This window comes from bacterium (assembly GCA_035419245.1).
Taxonomy (GTDB): Bacteria; Zhuqueibacterota; Zhuqueibacteria; order Residuimicrobiales; family Residuimicrobiaceae; genus JAKPUX01.
The window spans coordinates 1-14,728 of record DAOLSP010000029.1 but is presented as its reverse complement, the minus strand read 5'-3'; the positions used below and the strand labels follow the sequence as shown (position 1 = coordinate 14,728).

The following is a 14,728-nucleotide window of genomic DNA, read 5'->3' as shown; positions in this document are numbered from 1 at the left end:
CTAATTGTGTTATCATAATATACGCATTCCTATGGTCATATGATACAAACTTACGATAGGAGGAGGCGGGACGGTTCAAGGCCAGGCCGATCGGCCGGGGTAGGATTATTTATTGTAAAACAAAATATTATCTCGTACATTCTGGGCAACGAACATTGCATTCCAATCTCGAAGGATACCGTACCATGAAAGCACGCATCATCTTCTGGTCCCTCACCTCTGCTCTGGCGGGTTTTCTCTTCGGCTTTGATACCGTCGTCATCTCCGGCGCGGAGCAAACCATCCAGGCCCTTTGGCATCTCAGTCCCGGGCTGCACGGCATCGCTATGGGGGCGGCGCTTTACGGCACGATGCTGGGAGCCCTGCTCGGCGGCTGGCCGACCGACCGCTTCGGGCGCAAGATCACCCTGCTTTGCGTCGGACTGCTTTACATCATTTCGGCTCTGGGCTGCGCCTTTGCCAGCGGGATCGGTCTCTTCATCACGGCCCGCTTCATCGGCGGACTGGGGATTGGCGTCTCTACGGTTGCCGCGCCGCTCTACATTTCCGAGATCGCGCCGGCGGCCTGGCGCGGGCGGCTCGCCGGCGCCTTCCAGTTCAACATCGTCTTCGGCATCCTGGTCGCCTTCGCCTCGAATTATCTTCTGCGCGACATCGGCGATGCCGCCTGGCGCTGGATGCTCGGCGTGGCGGCCTTCCCGTCGCTGCTCTACACGCTGCTCTGCTTTGCTCTGCCGGAAAGCCCGCGTTGGCTGATCGGCCGTCGCGGCGACCGTGCGGCGGGCTTGAAGGTGCTCAAATTGATCGAATCGGAGGCTGCGCCGGCACAGCTGGAACGATTGGCGGATGAGATCCACTCCGCCTCGGCCGACCGGGTCGTCTCCGCGCGTTTCTGGACCACGCGGCTGCGCATTCCGATCCTGCTCGCTTTTCTCATTGCCTTTTTCAATCAGCTCTCCGGCATCAATGCCGTGCTCTATTTTGCCCCCCGCATTTTCGAAATGGCCGGCCTGGGCGCCAAGGCAGCGTTGCTGCAATCGGTCGGCATCGGCGTGACCAATCTTCTTTTCACCTTCGTCGGCCTCTGGCTCATCGATCGCCTCGGGCGGCGGACGCTGCTGTTCATCGGCTCCTTCGGCTATATTGCCTCGCTCGGGCTGACGGCCTGGGCCTTTTTCACCGGCCATTTCGCGATGGTGCCGCTCTTCATCTTCGCCTTCATCGCCGCGCATGCCGTGGGACAGGGCGCGGTGATCTGGGTGTTCATTTCGGAAATTTTCCCCACCCGGCATCGCGCCGAGGGCCAGGCCTTCGGCAGCTTCACCCACTGGGTTTTTGCGGCGCTGCTCACCACTTTTTTCCCGAGGATGGCTGCAGCGCTGGCGCCCGGTTATATTTTCCTCTTTTTCTGCGGCATGATGGTTCTGCAGCTCATCTGGGTCAAGTTTATGGTCATTGAAACCAAGGGGGTGCCGCTCGAACAGATCCAGAAGCATTTCGGTATTGCGACCGAGTAAAGGGCCGGACGGATCATCACGCCTTCCTTTGGCGGAAGATCGGGTCCGGACTGCACCACACGAAAGAGGAACGCAATGAGACGAATCCGGACCATTCTGATGCTCGCGTTGATGGCGGCCGCAGCGAGGGCCGAAGATGGCTACCGCCTCTGGCTGCGCTATGATCCAATCACCGATGCTGCGGCGTTGACCGGCTACCGGAAGGCGATCACCGGCTGGAGGGTTGAGGGCGATTCACCGCTGTTGCGTTCCGCGGCGGACGAACTGGCGGCTGGGCTCGGCGGTCTTCTGGCGTGCCCCATGCCGGAAGCGGGCGGTGCCCTGCTCAATGGAACGGTGGTGGCGGGAACCCCCTCGGGCTCACTGGTCATCGCTTCCCTGAAATGGGAGAGCGCGCTGGCGGGACTGGGCGCGGAGGGCTATCTCATCCGCACCACCCCCTGCCAGGGCAAAAAGATTATCGCCATTGCCGCCAACAGTGACCGTGGTGTCCTCTATGGCGTGTTTCATCTTCTCCGCCTGGTGCAGACCCGTCAGAAGATCGTCCGTCTCGCCATCCGCAGCACCCCGAAAGTACAGATCCGAATTCTCAACCATTGGGATAATCTCGACCGCACGGTCGAGCGGGGATATGCCGGACGTTCGCTCTGGGAGTGGGATGCGCTCCCGGACAGCCTGAATCCGCGCTATGTCGATTATGCGCGCGCCAACGCCTCCATCGGGATCAATGCGACCGTCCTCACCAACGTCAACGCCAACGCCCGGGTCCTGACGCCGGAGTATCTCCGCAAGGTCCAGGCCCTGGCCGATGTCTTCAGGCCCTGGGGGATCCGGGTTTTTCTCACCGCGCGCTTCAGCGCTCCGGTCGAGATCGGCGGACTGGCGACCGCCGATCCGCTCGATCCTGCCGTCATCGCCTGGTGGCGGGCCAAGGCGGCAGAGATTTATAGTCTGATCCCGGATTTCGGGGGGTTTCTCGTCAAGGCCAATTCGGAAGGGCAGCCGGGACCGCAGAATTACGGCCGTTCCCACGCCGAGGGGGCCAACCTGCTCGCCGATGCGGTTGCACCTTTTGGCGGGATCGTCATGTGGCGGGCCTTTGTCTATGATCAGCACGTTCCCGATGATCGGGCCAAACAGGCCTGGAACGAATTTGTCCCGCTGGACGGCCAGTTCCGTGCGAACGTCCTGATCCAGGTCAAGAACGGGCCCATTGATTTTCAGCCCCGCGAGCCTTTTCATCCCCTGTTCGGGGCGATGCCGCGCACAGCGCTCCTGCCCGAGTTCCAGATCACCCAGGAGTATCTCGGCGCCTCGGTTCATCTGGTCTATCTGGCGCCGCTCTACGAAGAGTGCCTGCAGTCGGACACTGAAGCCGCCGGCCCGGGGAGCACGGTTGCCCGCATCATCGACGGCAGCCTCTATCCCCGGCCGCATACCGCGATGGCGGGGGTGGCCAACATCGGCGATGTCCGTAGCTGGACCGGCCATCCCTTCGGCCAGGCCAATTGGTATGCCTTCGGCCGTCTATCTTGGGATCCGGATCTGGACGCCGGGACCATCGCCGGAGAATGGGTCCGCATGACCTTCACGCAGGACCGGAGTGCGGCCGATCGGATTGTGAAAATGATGCTGGCTTCGCGCGAGACGGCGGTCCACTACATGACGCCCCTGGGCCTGCACCACATCATGTACTATGGCCACCATTACGGCCCGGGTCCCTGGGTCGACAGCGGCCGTCCCGACTGGACCTCGGTTTATTACCACCGCGCCGACAGCAACGGACTCGGTTTCGACCGCACCGCAAAAGGCAGCAACGCGGTGGCGCAGTATAGCCCGCCGGTGCGTGATCGCTTCGAGAACGTCGCCACCTGCCCGGAGAATCTTCTGCTCTGGTTTCATCATGTGCCCTGGACGTACCGCATGCGCTCCGGAAGGAGCTTGTGGGAGGAGCTTTGTCGGTACTATGATGACGGCCTCCATGCGGTTGGCGGGATGCGCAGGGAGTGGCAAACCTTGCAGGGGGTGATCGATGCGGAGCGGTTTAGGAAGGTTCAGGATTTACTGGTCCTGCAGGAGCGCGATGCCGGGATCTGGCGGGACGGCTGTCTGCTCTATTTCCAGACCTTTGCGAAGCGGCCCTTTCCGGCCGGATTCATCCCTCCGGCGCACGATCTGGAGTACTATAAAGCCCACCGTTATACCGATATCCCAGGCATCCCCTGACGCCTGGAGGTCCGGCTCACACCGTCAGAGGAGGATGCCGCCCAGGATGAGCGCAGCCACCGAGAAATAGATCACCAGTCCGGTCACATCCACCAGGGTGGCGACGAAGGGGGCGGAAGAGGCGGCCGGATCGGTGCCCAGCCTGCGCAGGGTCTAGAGTTCGCGGTTGGCGATGAACTCCTGGATTTCGGGTTTGAGGAGGCTGGCATATAGGGGCATGGTTGTTGCCTTGGCTGGAAGGTCTACGGGCTAGACGATCACACCGCCGCCGAGGCATTCCAAGCCCAGGTAGAGGACGGCGAACTGGCCTTGGGCGACCCCGGCGACGCGTTCTTGAGGCCGGATGGTCAGGCTGGTTTCGTCCTCGAAACGGACGGCGGCCCGGAAATACTCCGGGCTGTGACGGATTTTACAGGCGAAGAGCGGCTCTCCATCCGCAGTGCGTTCGACTTGCGCGGTGCCTTCCAGGAGGGTGCTCCGCAGCGGCGAGATCCAGTTGAAGGCCTGTACATCGATCCGGTCGCGGTAGATCGGTTCGGGATCATAGCCGTGGGCTACATAGACGATGTTCTCCGGACCGTTTTTGTCGATGACAAACCAGGGGCCGCCGGAGAGGCGCAGTCCGTTGCGCTGGCCGATGGTGTAAAACCAATAGCCTTCGTGGTCGCCGAGGATCCGGCCGGTCGATTGCTCGATGATCCGGCCCGGCTTGCGCCCGACGTGGCGGCTGAGGAACTCGCGGTAATTGATCTTGCCGAGAAAGCAGATTCCCTGACTGTCCGGCCGCTCTGCGTTAGGCAGATGCATTTCCCGGGCCAGCCGCCGCACGCCGGCCTTGTCGAGATCGCCGAGGGGGAAGAGGCAACGGGCGAGCTGCTCACGCTGCATCTGGCTGAGAAAATAGGTCTGGTCCTTGACCGGATCGTTTGAGGTCAGCAACCGCACTTCGCCCGCATCATCCAGGACGGTTTTAGCATAATGGCCCGAGGCCATCCGGTCGTACTCGCAGCCGGCGCGTTCATAAAAAGCGCCGAATTTGAAGAGCTTGTTGCACATCATGTCCGGGTTGGGGGTCCGGCCCGCTCGCACCTCTTTTAGAGTATAGTCGATGATCAGATCCCAGTACTCCTGCTGCATCGGCATGACCTCAAAGGGGACGCCGAGCTGGGCGGCGATTTTTTCCACATAGGCCACGTCTTCGCGCCAGGGGCAGTTGCCGAAGAATGTATCCCCTTCCATCCACACCTTGAGATAAAAAGCCGTTACCGAGTGGCCTTGCTTTTTCAGCAAAGAGAGCGCTACGGCGCTATCGACGCCGCCGGAAACGAGCACGGCGATGCGTTTGCGCGTATCAGGGCTATTTGCAGTGAGATCGGTCATGCGCTTCCGGTTTTGGACTGGGCGGTCATTTATGGAAAAGATAGGGAAAAAAGGCGAGAAATCCAATCGGCAAAATCGGCGACAAGCCGCATTTCCCGCAGCCGGCCGGCTGCATCGATGGTGGAGGTCGCCGGACTTAGCCCGGAGCTGATAATTCTTGATTGGCATGCTATATTTGGCTATTTTTAAAATGATTCTCCCCGAGCACCGCGAGAAGCGCGCCCGCTTTGACCAAACCAAGGATATGAATGGATAAAAAAGAGCTGATCCGGTATTATGATGACTATGCCGCTCAGCGCGAGCGGTGGAAAAGGAAAAACCGCTATTATCACCGCTATCTGGCGCGCTACTTTTCCTTCATCATTCCCGCCAACAGCCGGGTGCTCGAAATCGGCTGCGGCACTGGCGAACTGCTCGCCGCGGTTCATCCCGGGTATGGTGTCGGGGTGGATTTTTCGCCCCGCATGATCAGCAAGGCACAGGAGCAGTTCCCAAGCCTCACCTTCCGGGTGGATGATGCGGAAACCCTGGAGCTGCACGAAAAATTCGACTATATCATCCTTTCCGATCTGGTGGGCACCTTGTGGGATATCCAGGCGGCCCTGAAAAATCTGCGCCAGGTGGTGCATCCGCGCAGCCGGATCGTTATCTCGTATTACAGTTATCTGTGGGAGCCGGTATTCCGTCTTGCTGAAAAACTCGGGCTTAAATTCCGGCAGCCCCTGCAGAACTGGCTTTCGCCGCTGGACATGGCCAACCTGCTTCAGCTGGAAGAACTCGAGATCGTCCGCGAGGAGCGCAAACTGCTGCTGCCGCGCAATATCCCGGTTCTGGCTTTTCTCTGCAATCGTCTGATCGCCAACCTGCCGCTGCTCAACCGCCTTTGCATGATCAACCTGCTCGTCGCGCGTCCGCTTGCGCGTCCGCACGCGGAGGCCACGGTGACGATCGTCATTCCGGCGCGCAATGAAAGCGGCAATATCGAGAACGCCATCAAGCGGATCCCGCGTTTCGGCGCAGGGCAGGAGATCCTTTTCATCGAAGGCCATTCATCGGATGACACCTACGAAAGGATGGTAGCGGTACAGCAAAAGTATCCGGAGCGTGACATCAAGGTGATGCGGCAAAGCGGCAGGGGGAAAGGGAATGCGGTCTTTGAGGCATTTGATGCAGCCAATGGTGAGATCCTGATGATCCTGGATGCCGACCTGACGACGCCGCCGGAAGATTTGCCCAAATTCTATCACGCCTTGACGGCCAATCGTGGTGAATTCATCAACGGCTGCCGCCTGGTCTATCCGATGGAGAAGGAGGCGATGCGCTTCCTCAATCTGATCGCGAACAAGCTGTTCAGCCTCTTTTTTTCCTATCTCCTTGGTCAGCCGCTCAAGGATACCTTGTGCGGGACCAAGGTCCTTTTCCGCGATGACTATCAGCGGATCAAACGGGGAAGAAGCTATTTCGGCGATTTTGATCCCTTCGGCGATTTTGACCTGCTCTTCGGGGCTGCCAAATTGAATCTCAAAATCGTCGAGGTGATCGTTCGATATCGTGACCGCGAGTATGGTGCGACACAGATCAGCCGCTTCCGGCATGGGATGCTGCTCTTGCGGATGAGCCTTTTTGCCGCCCGGAAGATCAAATTCATCTAGGTTTTCTTCTGCCGTGCCGGCCTCGAGGAACCCGAACCATGATGTTTACAGATACAGGGAGAAAGATGATGTCCAAACGGATGGCAAGGCGCTGGCCGCTCTGGTGCGCGATGGGGCTCTATCTGGCCCTTGGGTGGCTGCTGCTGCCGGAATACCGTTTTCAGATCAATCCCGATGGCATCAGCTATATCAACAACGCCCGGCTGATCCTGCAGGGGAAGTTTATCCTCTCGGTCAGCAATCACTGGAATCCCCTGATCTCCTGGTTGCTGGCGCCCTTCCTCGCCCTCGGGGTCAATGCGCAGTTGGCCTTCAAGATCGTGAACCTGCTCATCGGCCTGGCCGGCTTTGGGCTGCTCGAGGTTTGGCTCGACCGCTTCCGCATCAGCGGCTGGATGCGGTGGTTCTGGCATTTCGCTCTCATCCCGATGATCTTCTGGATGGCGATTTCGGTGCTGAGTCCCGATCTGCTGGTTGCCCTCTGCCTGCTCTTTTATCTGACCGTGCTCTACAGCGCCGCCTATTTCAGCCGCCGGCGTCATGCCGTGGGGCTGGGTTTGGCGGCGGGACTGGCCTATCTGGCGAAGTACTACGCCCTCCCCTTCATCGCTGTGCACCTGGTGACGGTTTACCTGCTGGAGTGGTGGCAGCGTCGTCCCGCCGGGGCGCGCCGGTTGCTGGTGCATTACGGGATAGCAATGCTGATCTTCGGGTCCATCGTCCTGAGCTGGATGACCCTGCAGTCCGAAAAATACCGCCGCATCGATATGGGGCATCATTTCAGCGGCTGGCTTTTCGCCTTTATCGATCCGCATCACAAAGAGCTGCCGCTCGATCGCACCGGGCTGGTGGAGCTGCCGTACGCCGGAGCGACCAGCGTTTGGGATGACCCCCATTTCGTGCCGATCCAGGGCTGGAAGCCCTGGCAATCGTTGGCGGATCTGACCGCCTATTTCCGTATCGTCCGGGGATTCTTCTCGTATCTGTTGCGCCTGCTCAACCAGTTTTCACCCTTTGGCTGGGGGATCGTACTAATTTTTCTTTATTTCGGATTGAGTAGGCCGGGTGCGGCCCTGCCCTGGTCTGAAGCCTGGAGGTGGCTCTTCCCTTTTTTGATCTACCTTTCGGGATACCTGCTGGTCTGGATGGAGGAACGCTATCTATGGTTTGTGGAGCTGCTCCTGTTGCTGATGGCCATGAAAGTGATCGGCGTTTTGCTGAAGGAAAAGAGCACGCTGGCCGCCCGGGTGGTGATCAGCTTGCTGATACTCTCCTTCTGCTATTTTCCGGGGGAGAAACTGCTCAGCTATCGTCAGCGCGGCCGGGCCCAGTGGGAGTTGGCCGCCAGCCTGGCTGATGCACCGGTCGCAGCGGCATCCCGAATCGCCTCCAATAAAAACTGGAACGAAAGCCTCGCGCTCTGTTATTATCGGGAATGGCACTATCTCGGTAGTTGTGTCCCGTATCGGGACGAAGCGGCGGTACGCGAGGCCTTGAGCGCGTTCAGGATCGATACTTTTCTCTTTTGGGGTCACAAGCCGGCCGGGGCGTTCGCCTTTCTCGAGCGCTGTCCCGATCAGACGCAGGGTAAACTCCCCGGTGTGCATCTGTACGATGTGCGGATGTTGAGATAGGCTTTGCAGCCGGCGTCTTGCAGGAAACGGGGCAGAGGGTGGCAACACCCCCTGCCCCGTCGCTTTTAGGGCTGGTCTTTGCGGACCAAGGCAATCCTGATCGTTTGCGAGAAGGGACCCATGACCATGCGGCCCAGGTAAACCCCGGTTGCCAGATCTTTTCCCTCCGGTGAGACCTGATGAATCACCGCCGTCATCCGCTGCCAGGCCGGGGTCAGGGCGGGAGCCAGCTGCAACGATGCGCGGGATTCCAACAAAACCTGTTGATTTTGCCGCCTGTGCTGCCTATTTTAAGTAAAACAGAGGAACCTGGCATGGCGAGCATGTGCGGGGGAATGGATAGGCTTGAACGGCTGCGGACGGTGCGGAATGCCGGGTTCCCCCGGCAACCCCGGCTTGAACCGCGCACTTGCACGAGTCCCTAATACCTGGAGCTGACATGAAATACGGTTACTTTGACGATGAAAAGCGCGAATATGTCATCACCCGGCCGGATACCCCACTGCCCTGGATTAATTATCTCGGCTGCGAGGCCTATTTCGGCATCCTCTCCAACACCGCGGGCGGCTATTCCTTCTATCGCGATGCCCGCCTGCGCCGGCTGACCCGCTACCGCTACAATAACGTCCCCTTCGATTTTGGCGGCCGGCTGATCTACCTGCGCGACAACAGGGACGGCTCCTTCTGGTCGCCCTCCTGGCAGCCCACCCGCCATCAAGTCGAGGACTATAGCTGCCGCCACGGCCTCGGCTACAGCATCATCGGCTCGACATTCAAGGGCATCAAAGCCGAGACCCTCTTTTTCGTTCCCTTGGGCGAGAACCTCGAAATCTGGCAGGTCCAGGTGACCAACCAGCGCGATACACCGGCCGCTCTCTCGCTCTTCTCGGCGATTGAATTCTGCCTCTGGGACGCCCAGGATGACGCGACTAATTTTCAGCGCAATTTCAGCACCGGCCAGGTCGAGATAGAAAAGGGGGTCATCTATCACAAGACCGAATACCGTGAGCGCCGTGATCATTTTGCCTATTTCGCCTGTTCGCCCGGCCCAGCCGGCTTTGATACCCAGCGCGAAGCGTTTCTGGGCCGCTGTCACAGCTGGGACAACCCGGCCGCTGTCGCGCGCGGTCGTTCCTTTAATTCGGTCGCCCATGGTTGGGCCCCCATCGGCTCTCATCACATCAAACTGAATCTCAAACCGGGCGCAACCCGGGCAGTGACCATCCTCCTCGGTTACCACGAAAACCCGGCCGGCAAGAAATTCGACCCCCCTGGCTCCCAGACCATCAACAAGCGCACGGTCAAGCCGGTCATCGCCAAATATCTCCAACCTGAGGAAGTGGCCAAGGCCTTCGATGCGCTGCATGCCTACTGGGACGGGATCCTCGGCCTCTGCCAGGTTGAGACGCCGAACCAGCACACCAATCGCATGGTCAACATCTGGAATGCCTATCAGTGCATGGCTACGTTCAATATGTCACGTTCGGCCTCGTTTTACGAATCGGGCATCGGCCGCGGCCTCGGCTTTCGCGATTCGAACCAGGACCTCCTCGGTTTCGTCCATATGGTGCCCGAACGCGCCCGCGAGCGGGTGCTCGATCTCGCAGCCACTCAGCTGCCGAGCGGCGGGGCCTACCATCAATATCAGCCCCTGACCAAGCGCGGCAACAACGACATCGGCGGCAATTTCAACGACGATCCCCTCTGGCTGATCCTCGGTACCTGCGCCTATGTCAAGGAGACCGGAGACTGGACCATCCTGGACGAAAAAGTCCCCTACGACAATGAGCCCGGCAGCGAGACCCCGCTCTATGAACACTTGCAGCGCAGCCTCACCTACACCCTCGAGCGCATCGGCCCGCACGGCCTCCCCCTGATCGGCCGCGCCGACTGGAACGACTGCCTCAACCTTAATTGCTTCTCCGACACGCCGGGCCAATCCTTCCAGACCACAACCAACAAGGAAGGCAAGGTGGCCGAATCGGTCTTCATCGCCGGGCTCTTTGTCCTGGCGGCGCATGAACTGGCCGATCTGGCGGAGCAGCGCGGAAAGGGCAAGGAGGCGGAGAGCTACCGCAAGGCTTCTGCTCTGATGGAGGCCGTGGTGAAGAAGCACGGCTGGGATGGCAACTGGTTCGTCCGCGCTTATGACGATTTCGGGCGCAAGGTGGGATCAAAGACGTGCAAGGAAGGCAAGATTTTCATCGAGCCGCAGGGATTCTGCGTGATGGCCGGGATCGGCGTCGAAGAGGGACTTGCGCAGAAGGCGCTGGACTCGACCCACCAGCTGCTGGGCACGAAGCACGGGATCATGCTGCAGCAGCCGGCCTATTCAAGGTATTACCTGGAGCTTGGGGAAATCTCCTCCTATCCGCCGGGTTACAAGGAGAACGCCGGCATCTTTTGTCACAACAATCCCTGGATCATGATCGCCGAGACGGTGATCGGCCGCGGAGACCAGGCTTTCGCCACCTATCTCCGCATCAATCCCTCGGCGCGCGAAAAGCTGGCCGATGTGCATCGCTGTGAACCCTATGTCTATGCCCAGATGATCGCGGGAAGGGATGCGCCCACCCACGGTGAGGCCAAGAACTCCTGGCTCACCGGCACTGCGGCGTGGAATTACGTGGCGGTCACCCAGCACATTCTCGGCATACGGCCCACCTATAAAGGGCTGAGGGTGGCGCCCGTGGTGCCCGAGAGCTGGAAAGGCTTCAAGGTAAGTCGTATGTTTCAGGGGGTGCGTTACGAGATCGAGATTAGCCGCATCGGCAAGGGCAACCGGGTCGAATTGACGGTGGACGGCCAGGGAATCGCAGGCGATGTCGTCCCCAAGCCGGCAGCCGGCGTCAAGCGCGTCCTGGTCAAGGCCAAACTGGGCACCTGAAGGATAAGCCGGATCCCTTGAACCGCTATTGGGGCTTGGGCGCCAGGGGCCGGATCACCCGGATGGCCCATGGCCGGCAGGACATACCGCCCTGCATCCATAATTCGAGAGCGCCAGGAGCCGGATTACTCCGATACGCGATGAACGGTCTCGGGTGAGAAGGCCGGTTGACACACCGCGATGTACTCCGCCCCGTCCGGTCCCGGCGTGCTGTAGCGCACCCACTCGCCGGCCGGGGCGAAAATCGCCTGACCTGGTCCAGCTTTGAGAATACCCTCCCGGGTTTCGGCCACCACTTCGCCGGCGAGGACGAGGGTATACTCGTCGAACTCCGGCTGCTGCGCCGGTTCCTCCCAGCCGCTCGCGCTCTTCATCCGGGCGATGCTCAACGCTGCCGTCCCGGTATTAACGCGACCGATGAACTCCTCGATGCGTTTGGACCTGGCACCGGCGGCCGGGACGATGGACGGCTGCGGGATCAATCTTGCCATTTCATCAGCTCCGGAAGGTTTTTCTTTATTTGAAAATGTCAAAGTGGCTGAGCAGCCACCAGAGGATGATAAAGATCAGGACGGTGGAGAAGCAACCCCGTCCCATTTTTTTTGCGCCCCATCCCGCCGCGAGTGTCCGCAATAACTTGCTCATGATGCACCTCCCTGTGTGATTCCGTCGCGTTTACTCGGCCTGCGCAGGCCCGGTCCGGATGTTCCGTGCCGGCACCGCTCCCCTGAATATACTCATTTTCCTCTTTTGCTGAAACAGAAAAGCATGGCTCGCACCATTATGCTCCTACTGTAAAAGAAACGATTTCTTGCATCGCATCCCGGCCGCCATATGACAACTTTTGACATCTTTTGACCCGCCGGTGACAACAATGACCTTGTTTTCGAGTATATTCTGGTAGAAGAACGAAGGAGAGATTCAATGAAAGTGATCATCCTCTGCACCTGTGGCCTGCTGTTCGCCATCGCAGCCGTAGCCGCCGACCTAAAAAAAGAGGTCGATCTCAACGGCGTCTGGCGCTTCGAGATCGGCGACAATCCCGCCTATGCCGGTGCGGCCTTTGACGATTCGCGCTGGGAGACGATCAAGGCCCCGGGGTGCTGGGAGGACCAGGGTTTTCCGGGCTATGACGGCATGGCCTGGTACCGCAAACATTTCAATGTGCCGCGCGCGCTGCGCGAGAAAAAGCTCTACCTCGACCTCGGTTCTATCGATGACGTCGACCGCACCTGGGTCAATGGCCATCTGGTCAACAGCAGCGGGCGGCTTTATCCGGAGTACGAGACCGCCTATGCGACGCACCGACTCTACTACGTCCCGGCCGAATTCCTCCAGTTTGATGCAGCGAACGTCGTGGCGGTGCAGGTCTATGATGATTTCGAAAGCGGCGGCATCGTTTCGGGCGACCTGGGCCTCTACTCGCGCCGTGACCTTCCGGAACTGGTGGTGGATCTGAGCGGATACTGGCAGTTCCATACCGGCGACGATCCGGCCTGGCGGCTGAACGAGACGGCGCAGAGCGGCTGGGACAGCCTGATCGTTCCGCTCAAGTGGGAAGTTCAGGGCTATCCGGATTACGACGGTTATGCCTGGTACCACCGCTCGGTGGTCATTCCGGCGGAGAACCGCGATACGCGGTTGATCCTCGCCCTCGGCAAGATCGATGACGTCGATGAGGTCTGGTTCAACGGCGAGCGCATCGGCCGGACCGGCCATTTCCCCGCCGCGGGGGAGGATATCCGCAAAAACGACTGGTGGCTGCAGGAGCGTTACTATACGATTCCTCCGGAGCGGATCCACTGGGGCGGCCCCAATCTCATCGCCGTGCGGACCTACGATGCCTGGATCGACGGCGGTATCTATGACGGTGTTGTCGGCATCATGACGCGCACAACCTGGCTGCGCTGGCGCCGGTCTGCGGAGAATTCGCTGATCGAGACGCTTAAAAGGTGGTTTGAACCGGTTGAGTAAACCCCTTACACGGGAGGTGTATCATGAAAAAAGAGATCGCTGTTCTGGTATTTCTGGCGGCTGGAGGTCTTCTGGCTTCGCCGCAAGAGATGGAGCGGACGGATAAGGCCGTGCAGGGCTATGTTCAGGCGCTGGCTTCGGATATCGTGGGCCTGAAGCACGATGCCATCTTTCATGTGGCCTGTCTCAAGACGCAGCAGCCCGCGGCCGATCTGAGAGCCTGCGAAAAGGCGCTTGAAAAGATCGCCAGACATGCGGGCGACCTGCGCCTCCGGCTGCACGCCCAGCTCACCCTGGCCTACCTGCGGGATGACCGGCTGGCCGAACGGATCAAGGTGACTTCTCTGGATGATCCTGCAGCCTTTTTCGGCGCGCTCTACAAAGAGGTCGCCCTCTCCGGGGTGGCGAGCCGGTGAATGTCGACCTACTGCAGTCCGAACAACGGGCTGTCGAGCTGTGAAAAGCCCGGCAGCCCGTTTCTGTATTAATGAAATGCACGCTTCGTGCAGCCTGCGGATGAGATCGCGCGCGGGGAAGATCAGGTAGATGGCTTGCCGGCGCATCCCGCACGGTTGAGAAAGCTGCTGATCTTGCCGTCGACCACCGCCTAAACCTTAGTCAACGGTTTCACTATTGCTTTTGGGACGCTCACAGCCGGCCCTCACGAGGCACTCAAACCATTGGCTACTTCTTTAAAGCTTTCCAGTCCCGCCTCCAGATTCTCGATGATCTCGGCCGCCAGCACATCCGGATCCGGCAGATTGTCCAGATCGGTCAGGCTTTTGTCCTTGATCCAGGTGATATCCAGGCTGGTCTTGTCGCGGGCCATGATCTCATCATAGGTGAAGCGGCGCCAGCGCCCCTCGGGATTGGACTCGGGGTGCCAAGTCTCTTTGCGTTTGGCGATGTTCTCCGGGCAGTAGCAGGCGATGAAATCAGCCAGGTCCTCAAAGCGCAGGGGATTCTTTTTCAGGGTGAAATGGATGTTGGTCCTGAAATCATAGATCCACACCTCGCGCGTCCAGGGCTCTTTGGCCGCGGGCTTGTTGTCGAAAAAGATCACATTGGCTTTGACGCCCTGCTTGTAGAATACGCCGGTGGGCAGGCGCAGGATGGTGTGCAGATTGGTGGTGGCCATCAGCTTTTTGCGCACGGTCTCGCCGGCGCCGCCCTCAAAGAGCACATTGTCGGGCACCACTACCGCGGCGCGGCCGTCGGATTTGAGCATGGTGCGGATGTGCTGGACAAAGTTGAGCTGCTTGTTGCTGGTGGTGACCCAGAAATCCTGGCGGTTGTAGGTGAGGTCGTCGCTCTCCTGCTCGCCCTCGTCGTTGGTGAAGGTCATGCTGCTCTTTTTGCCGAAGGGGGGATTGGCCAGCACATAGTCGACGCGCACGCCGGTATCGGCCACCAGGGCGTCGGCCGGCGAGATAAAGGTATCGCTGTCGAAATCGCCGA

12 protein-coding genes and 1 pseudogene are annotated in these 14,728 nt (G+C 59.7%); 7 read left to right on the top strand and 6 right to left on the bottom strand.

What is annotated here, in order from left to right:
* Nucleotides 1-155: 155 nt before the first annotated feature.
* Complete coding sequence (locus PLH32_17515; GenBank protein ID HQJ66407.1) at nucleotides 156-1,517, top strand: sugar porter family MFS transporter; 1,362 nt, start codon at nucleotides 156-158, stop codon at nucleotides 1,515-1,517.
* 75 nt (nucleotides 1,518-1,592) lie between these two features.
* Nucleotides 1,593-3,743, top strand: a complete 2,151-nt coding sequence (locus tag PLH32_17510; GenBank protein ID HQJ66406.1) for an alpha-glucuronidase family glycosyl hydrolase — start codon at nucleotides 1,593-1,595, stop codon at nucleotides 3,741-3,743.
* Between the two features lie 24 nt (nucleotides 3,744-3,767).
* Here the strand turns inward: PLH32_17510 and PLH32_17505 are convergent.
* Together PLH32_17505 and mnmA are read right to left on the bottom strand one after the other, a co-directional pair.
* A pseudogene (locus PLH32_17505) lies at nucleotides 3,768-3,893 on the bottom strand (magnesium transporter).
* 99 nt (nucleotides 3,894-3,992) lie between these two features.
* Complete coding sequence (gene mnmA / locus PLH32_17500; protein HQJ66405.1) at nucleotides 3,993-5,123, bottom strand: tRNA 2-thiouridine(34) synthase MnmA; 1,131 nt, start codon at nucleotides 5,121-5,123, stop codon at nucleotides 3,993-3,995.
* Nucleotides 5,124-5,371: 248 nt separating this feature from the next.
* Here mnmA and PLH32_17495 point away from each other — a divergent pair, with 248 nt between their 5' ends.
* Together PLH32_17495 and PLH32_17490 are read left to right on the top strand one after the other, a co-directional pair.
* Entirely contained in the window at nucleotides 5,372-6,775 is a 1,404-nt protein-coding gene (locus PLH32_17495; GenBank protein ID HQJ66404.1) for a glycosyltransferase, read from the top strand.
* Nucleotides 6,776-6,843: 68 nt separating this feature from the next.
* Nucleotides 6,844-8,409 (top strand): hypothetical protein, encoded by a 1,566-nt coding sequence (locus PLH32_17490; protein ID HQJ66403.1) that lies wholly within the window; start codon nucleotides 6,844-6,846, stop codon nucleotides 8,407-8,409.
* A 65-nt stretch (nucleotides 8,410-8,474) separates the two neighbouring features.
* Here PLH32_17490 and PLH32_17485 read toward each other — a convergent pair whose 3' ends face one another.
* On the bottom strand, nucleotides 8,475-8,663 hold the full coding sequence (locus tag PLH32_17485) for a hypothetical protein (protein ID HQJ66402.1): 189 nt from the start codon (nucleotides 8,661-8,663) through the stop codon (nucleotides 8,475-8,477).
* Between the two features lie 185 nt (nucleotides 8,664-8,848).
* Here PLH32_17485 and PLH32_17480 point away from each other — a divergent pair, with 185 nt between their 5' ends.
* Nucleotides 8,849-11,296 (top strand): glycosyl transferase, encoded by a 2,448-nt coding sequence (locus PLH32_17480; protein ID HQJ66401.1) that lies wholly within the window; start codon nucleotides 8,849-8,851, stop codon nucleotides 11,294-11,296.
* 125 nt (nucleotides 11,297-11,421) lie between these two features.
* Here the strand turns inward: PLH32_17480 and PLH32_17475 are convergent, their stop codons facing one another.
* Together PLH32_17475 and PLH32_17470 are read right to left on the bottom strand one after the other, a co-directional pair.
* On the bottom strand, nucleotides 11,422-11,787 hold the full coding sequence (locus PLH32_17475) for a cupin (GenBank protein HQJ66400.1): 366 nt from the start codon (nucleotides 11,785-11,787) through the stop codon (nucleotides 11,422-11,424).
* 25 nt (nucleotides 11,788-11,812) lie between these two features.
* The gene (locus tag PLH32_17470; protein ID HQJ66399.1) at nucleotides 11,813-11,941 is read right to left on the bottom strand and encodes a hypothetical protein; all 129 of its coding nucleotides are present in this window, start codon (nucleotides 11,939-11,941) and stop codon (nucleotides 11,813-11,815) included.
* Between the two features lie 279 nt (nucleotides 11,942-12,220).
* Here PLH32_17470 and PLH32_17465 point away from each other — a divergent pair, with 279 nt between their 5' ends.
* Nucleotides 12,221-13,270 (top strand): glycoside hydrolase, encoded by a 1,050-nt coding sequence (locus PLH32_17465; protein HQJ66398.1) that lies wholly within the window; start codon nucleotides 12,221-12,223, stop codon nucleotides 13,268-13,270.
* A 23-nt stretch (nucleotides 13,271-13,293) separates the two neighbouring features.
* On the top strand, nucleotides 13,294-13,686 hold the full coding sequence (locus tag PLH32_17460) for a hypothetical protein (protein HQJ66397.1): 393 nt from the start codon (nucleotides 13,294-13,296) through the stop codon (nucleotides 13,684-13,686).
* 245 nt (nucleotides 13,687-13,931) lie between these two features.
* Here the strand turns inward: PLH32_17460 and PLH32_17455 are convergent.
* On the bottom strand, nucleotides 13,932-14,728 hold a 797-nt coding region (locus PLH32_17455), incomplete at its 5' end, for an N-6 DNA methylase (protein HQJ66396.1).

What these genes read in the sequence shown, in the direction of transcription:
- PLH32_17510 (HQJ66406.1), top strand. Translation starts at nt 1,593, where the DNA reads ATGAGACGAATCCGGACCATTCTGATGCTCGCGTTGATGGCGGCCGCA.
- mnmA (HQJ66405.1), bottom strand. Translation starts at nt 5,123, where the DNA reads ATGACCGATCTCACTGCAAATAGCCCTGATACGCGCAAACGCATCGCC.
- PLH32_17495 (HQJ66404.1), top strand. Translation starts at nt 5,372, where the DNA reads ATGGATAAAAAAGAGCTGATCCGGTATTATGATGACTATGCCGCTCAG.
- PLH32_17490 (HQJ66403.1), top strand. Translation starts at nt 6,844, where the DNA reads ATGTCCAAACGGATGGCAAGGCGCTGGCCGCTCTGGTGCGCGATGGGG.
- PLH32_17480 (HQJ66401.1), top strand. Translation starts at nt 8,849, where the DNA reads ATGAAATACGGTTACTTTGACGATGAAAAGCGCGAATATGTCATCACC.
- PLH32_17475 (HQJ66400.1), bottom strand. Translation starts at nt 11,787, where the DNA reads ATGGCAAGATTGATCCCGCAGCCGTCCATCGTCCCGGCCGCCGGTGCC.
- PLH32_17470 (HQJ66399.1), bottom strand. Translation starts at nt 11,941, where the DNA reads ATGAGCAAGTTATTGCGGACACTCGCGGCGGGATGGGGCGCAAAAAAA.
- PLH32_17465 (HQJ66398.1), top strand. Translation starts at nt 12,221, where the DNA reads ATGAAAGTGATCATCCTCTGCACCTGTGGCCTGCTGTTCGCCATCGCA.
- PLH32_17460 (HQJ66397.1), top strand. Translation starts at nt 13,294, where the DNA reads ATGAAAAAAGAGATCGCTGTTCTGGTATTTCTGGCGGCTGGAGGTCTT.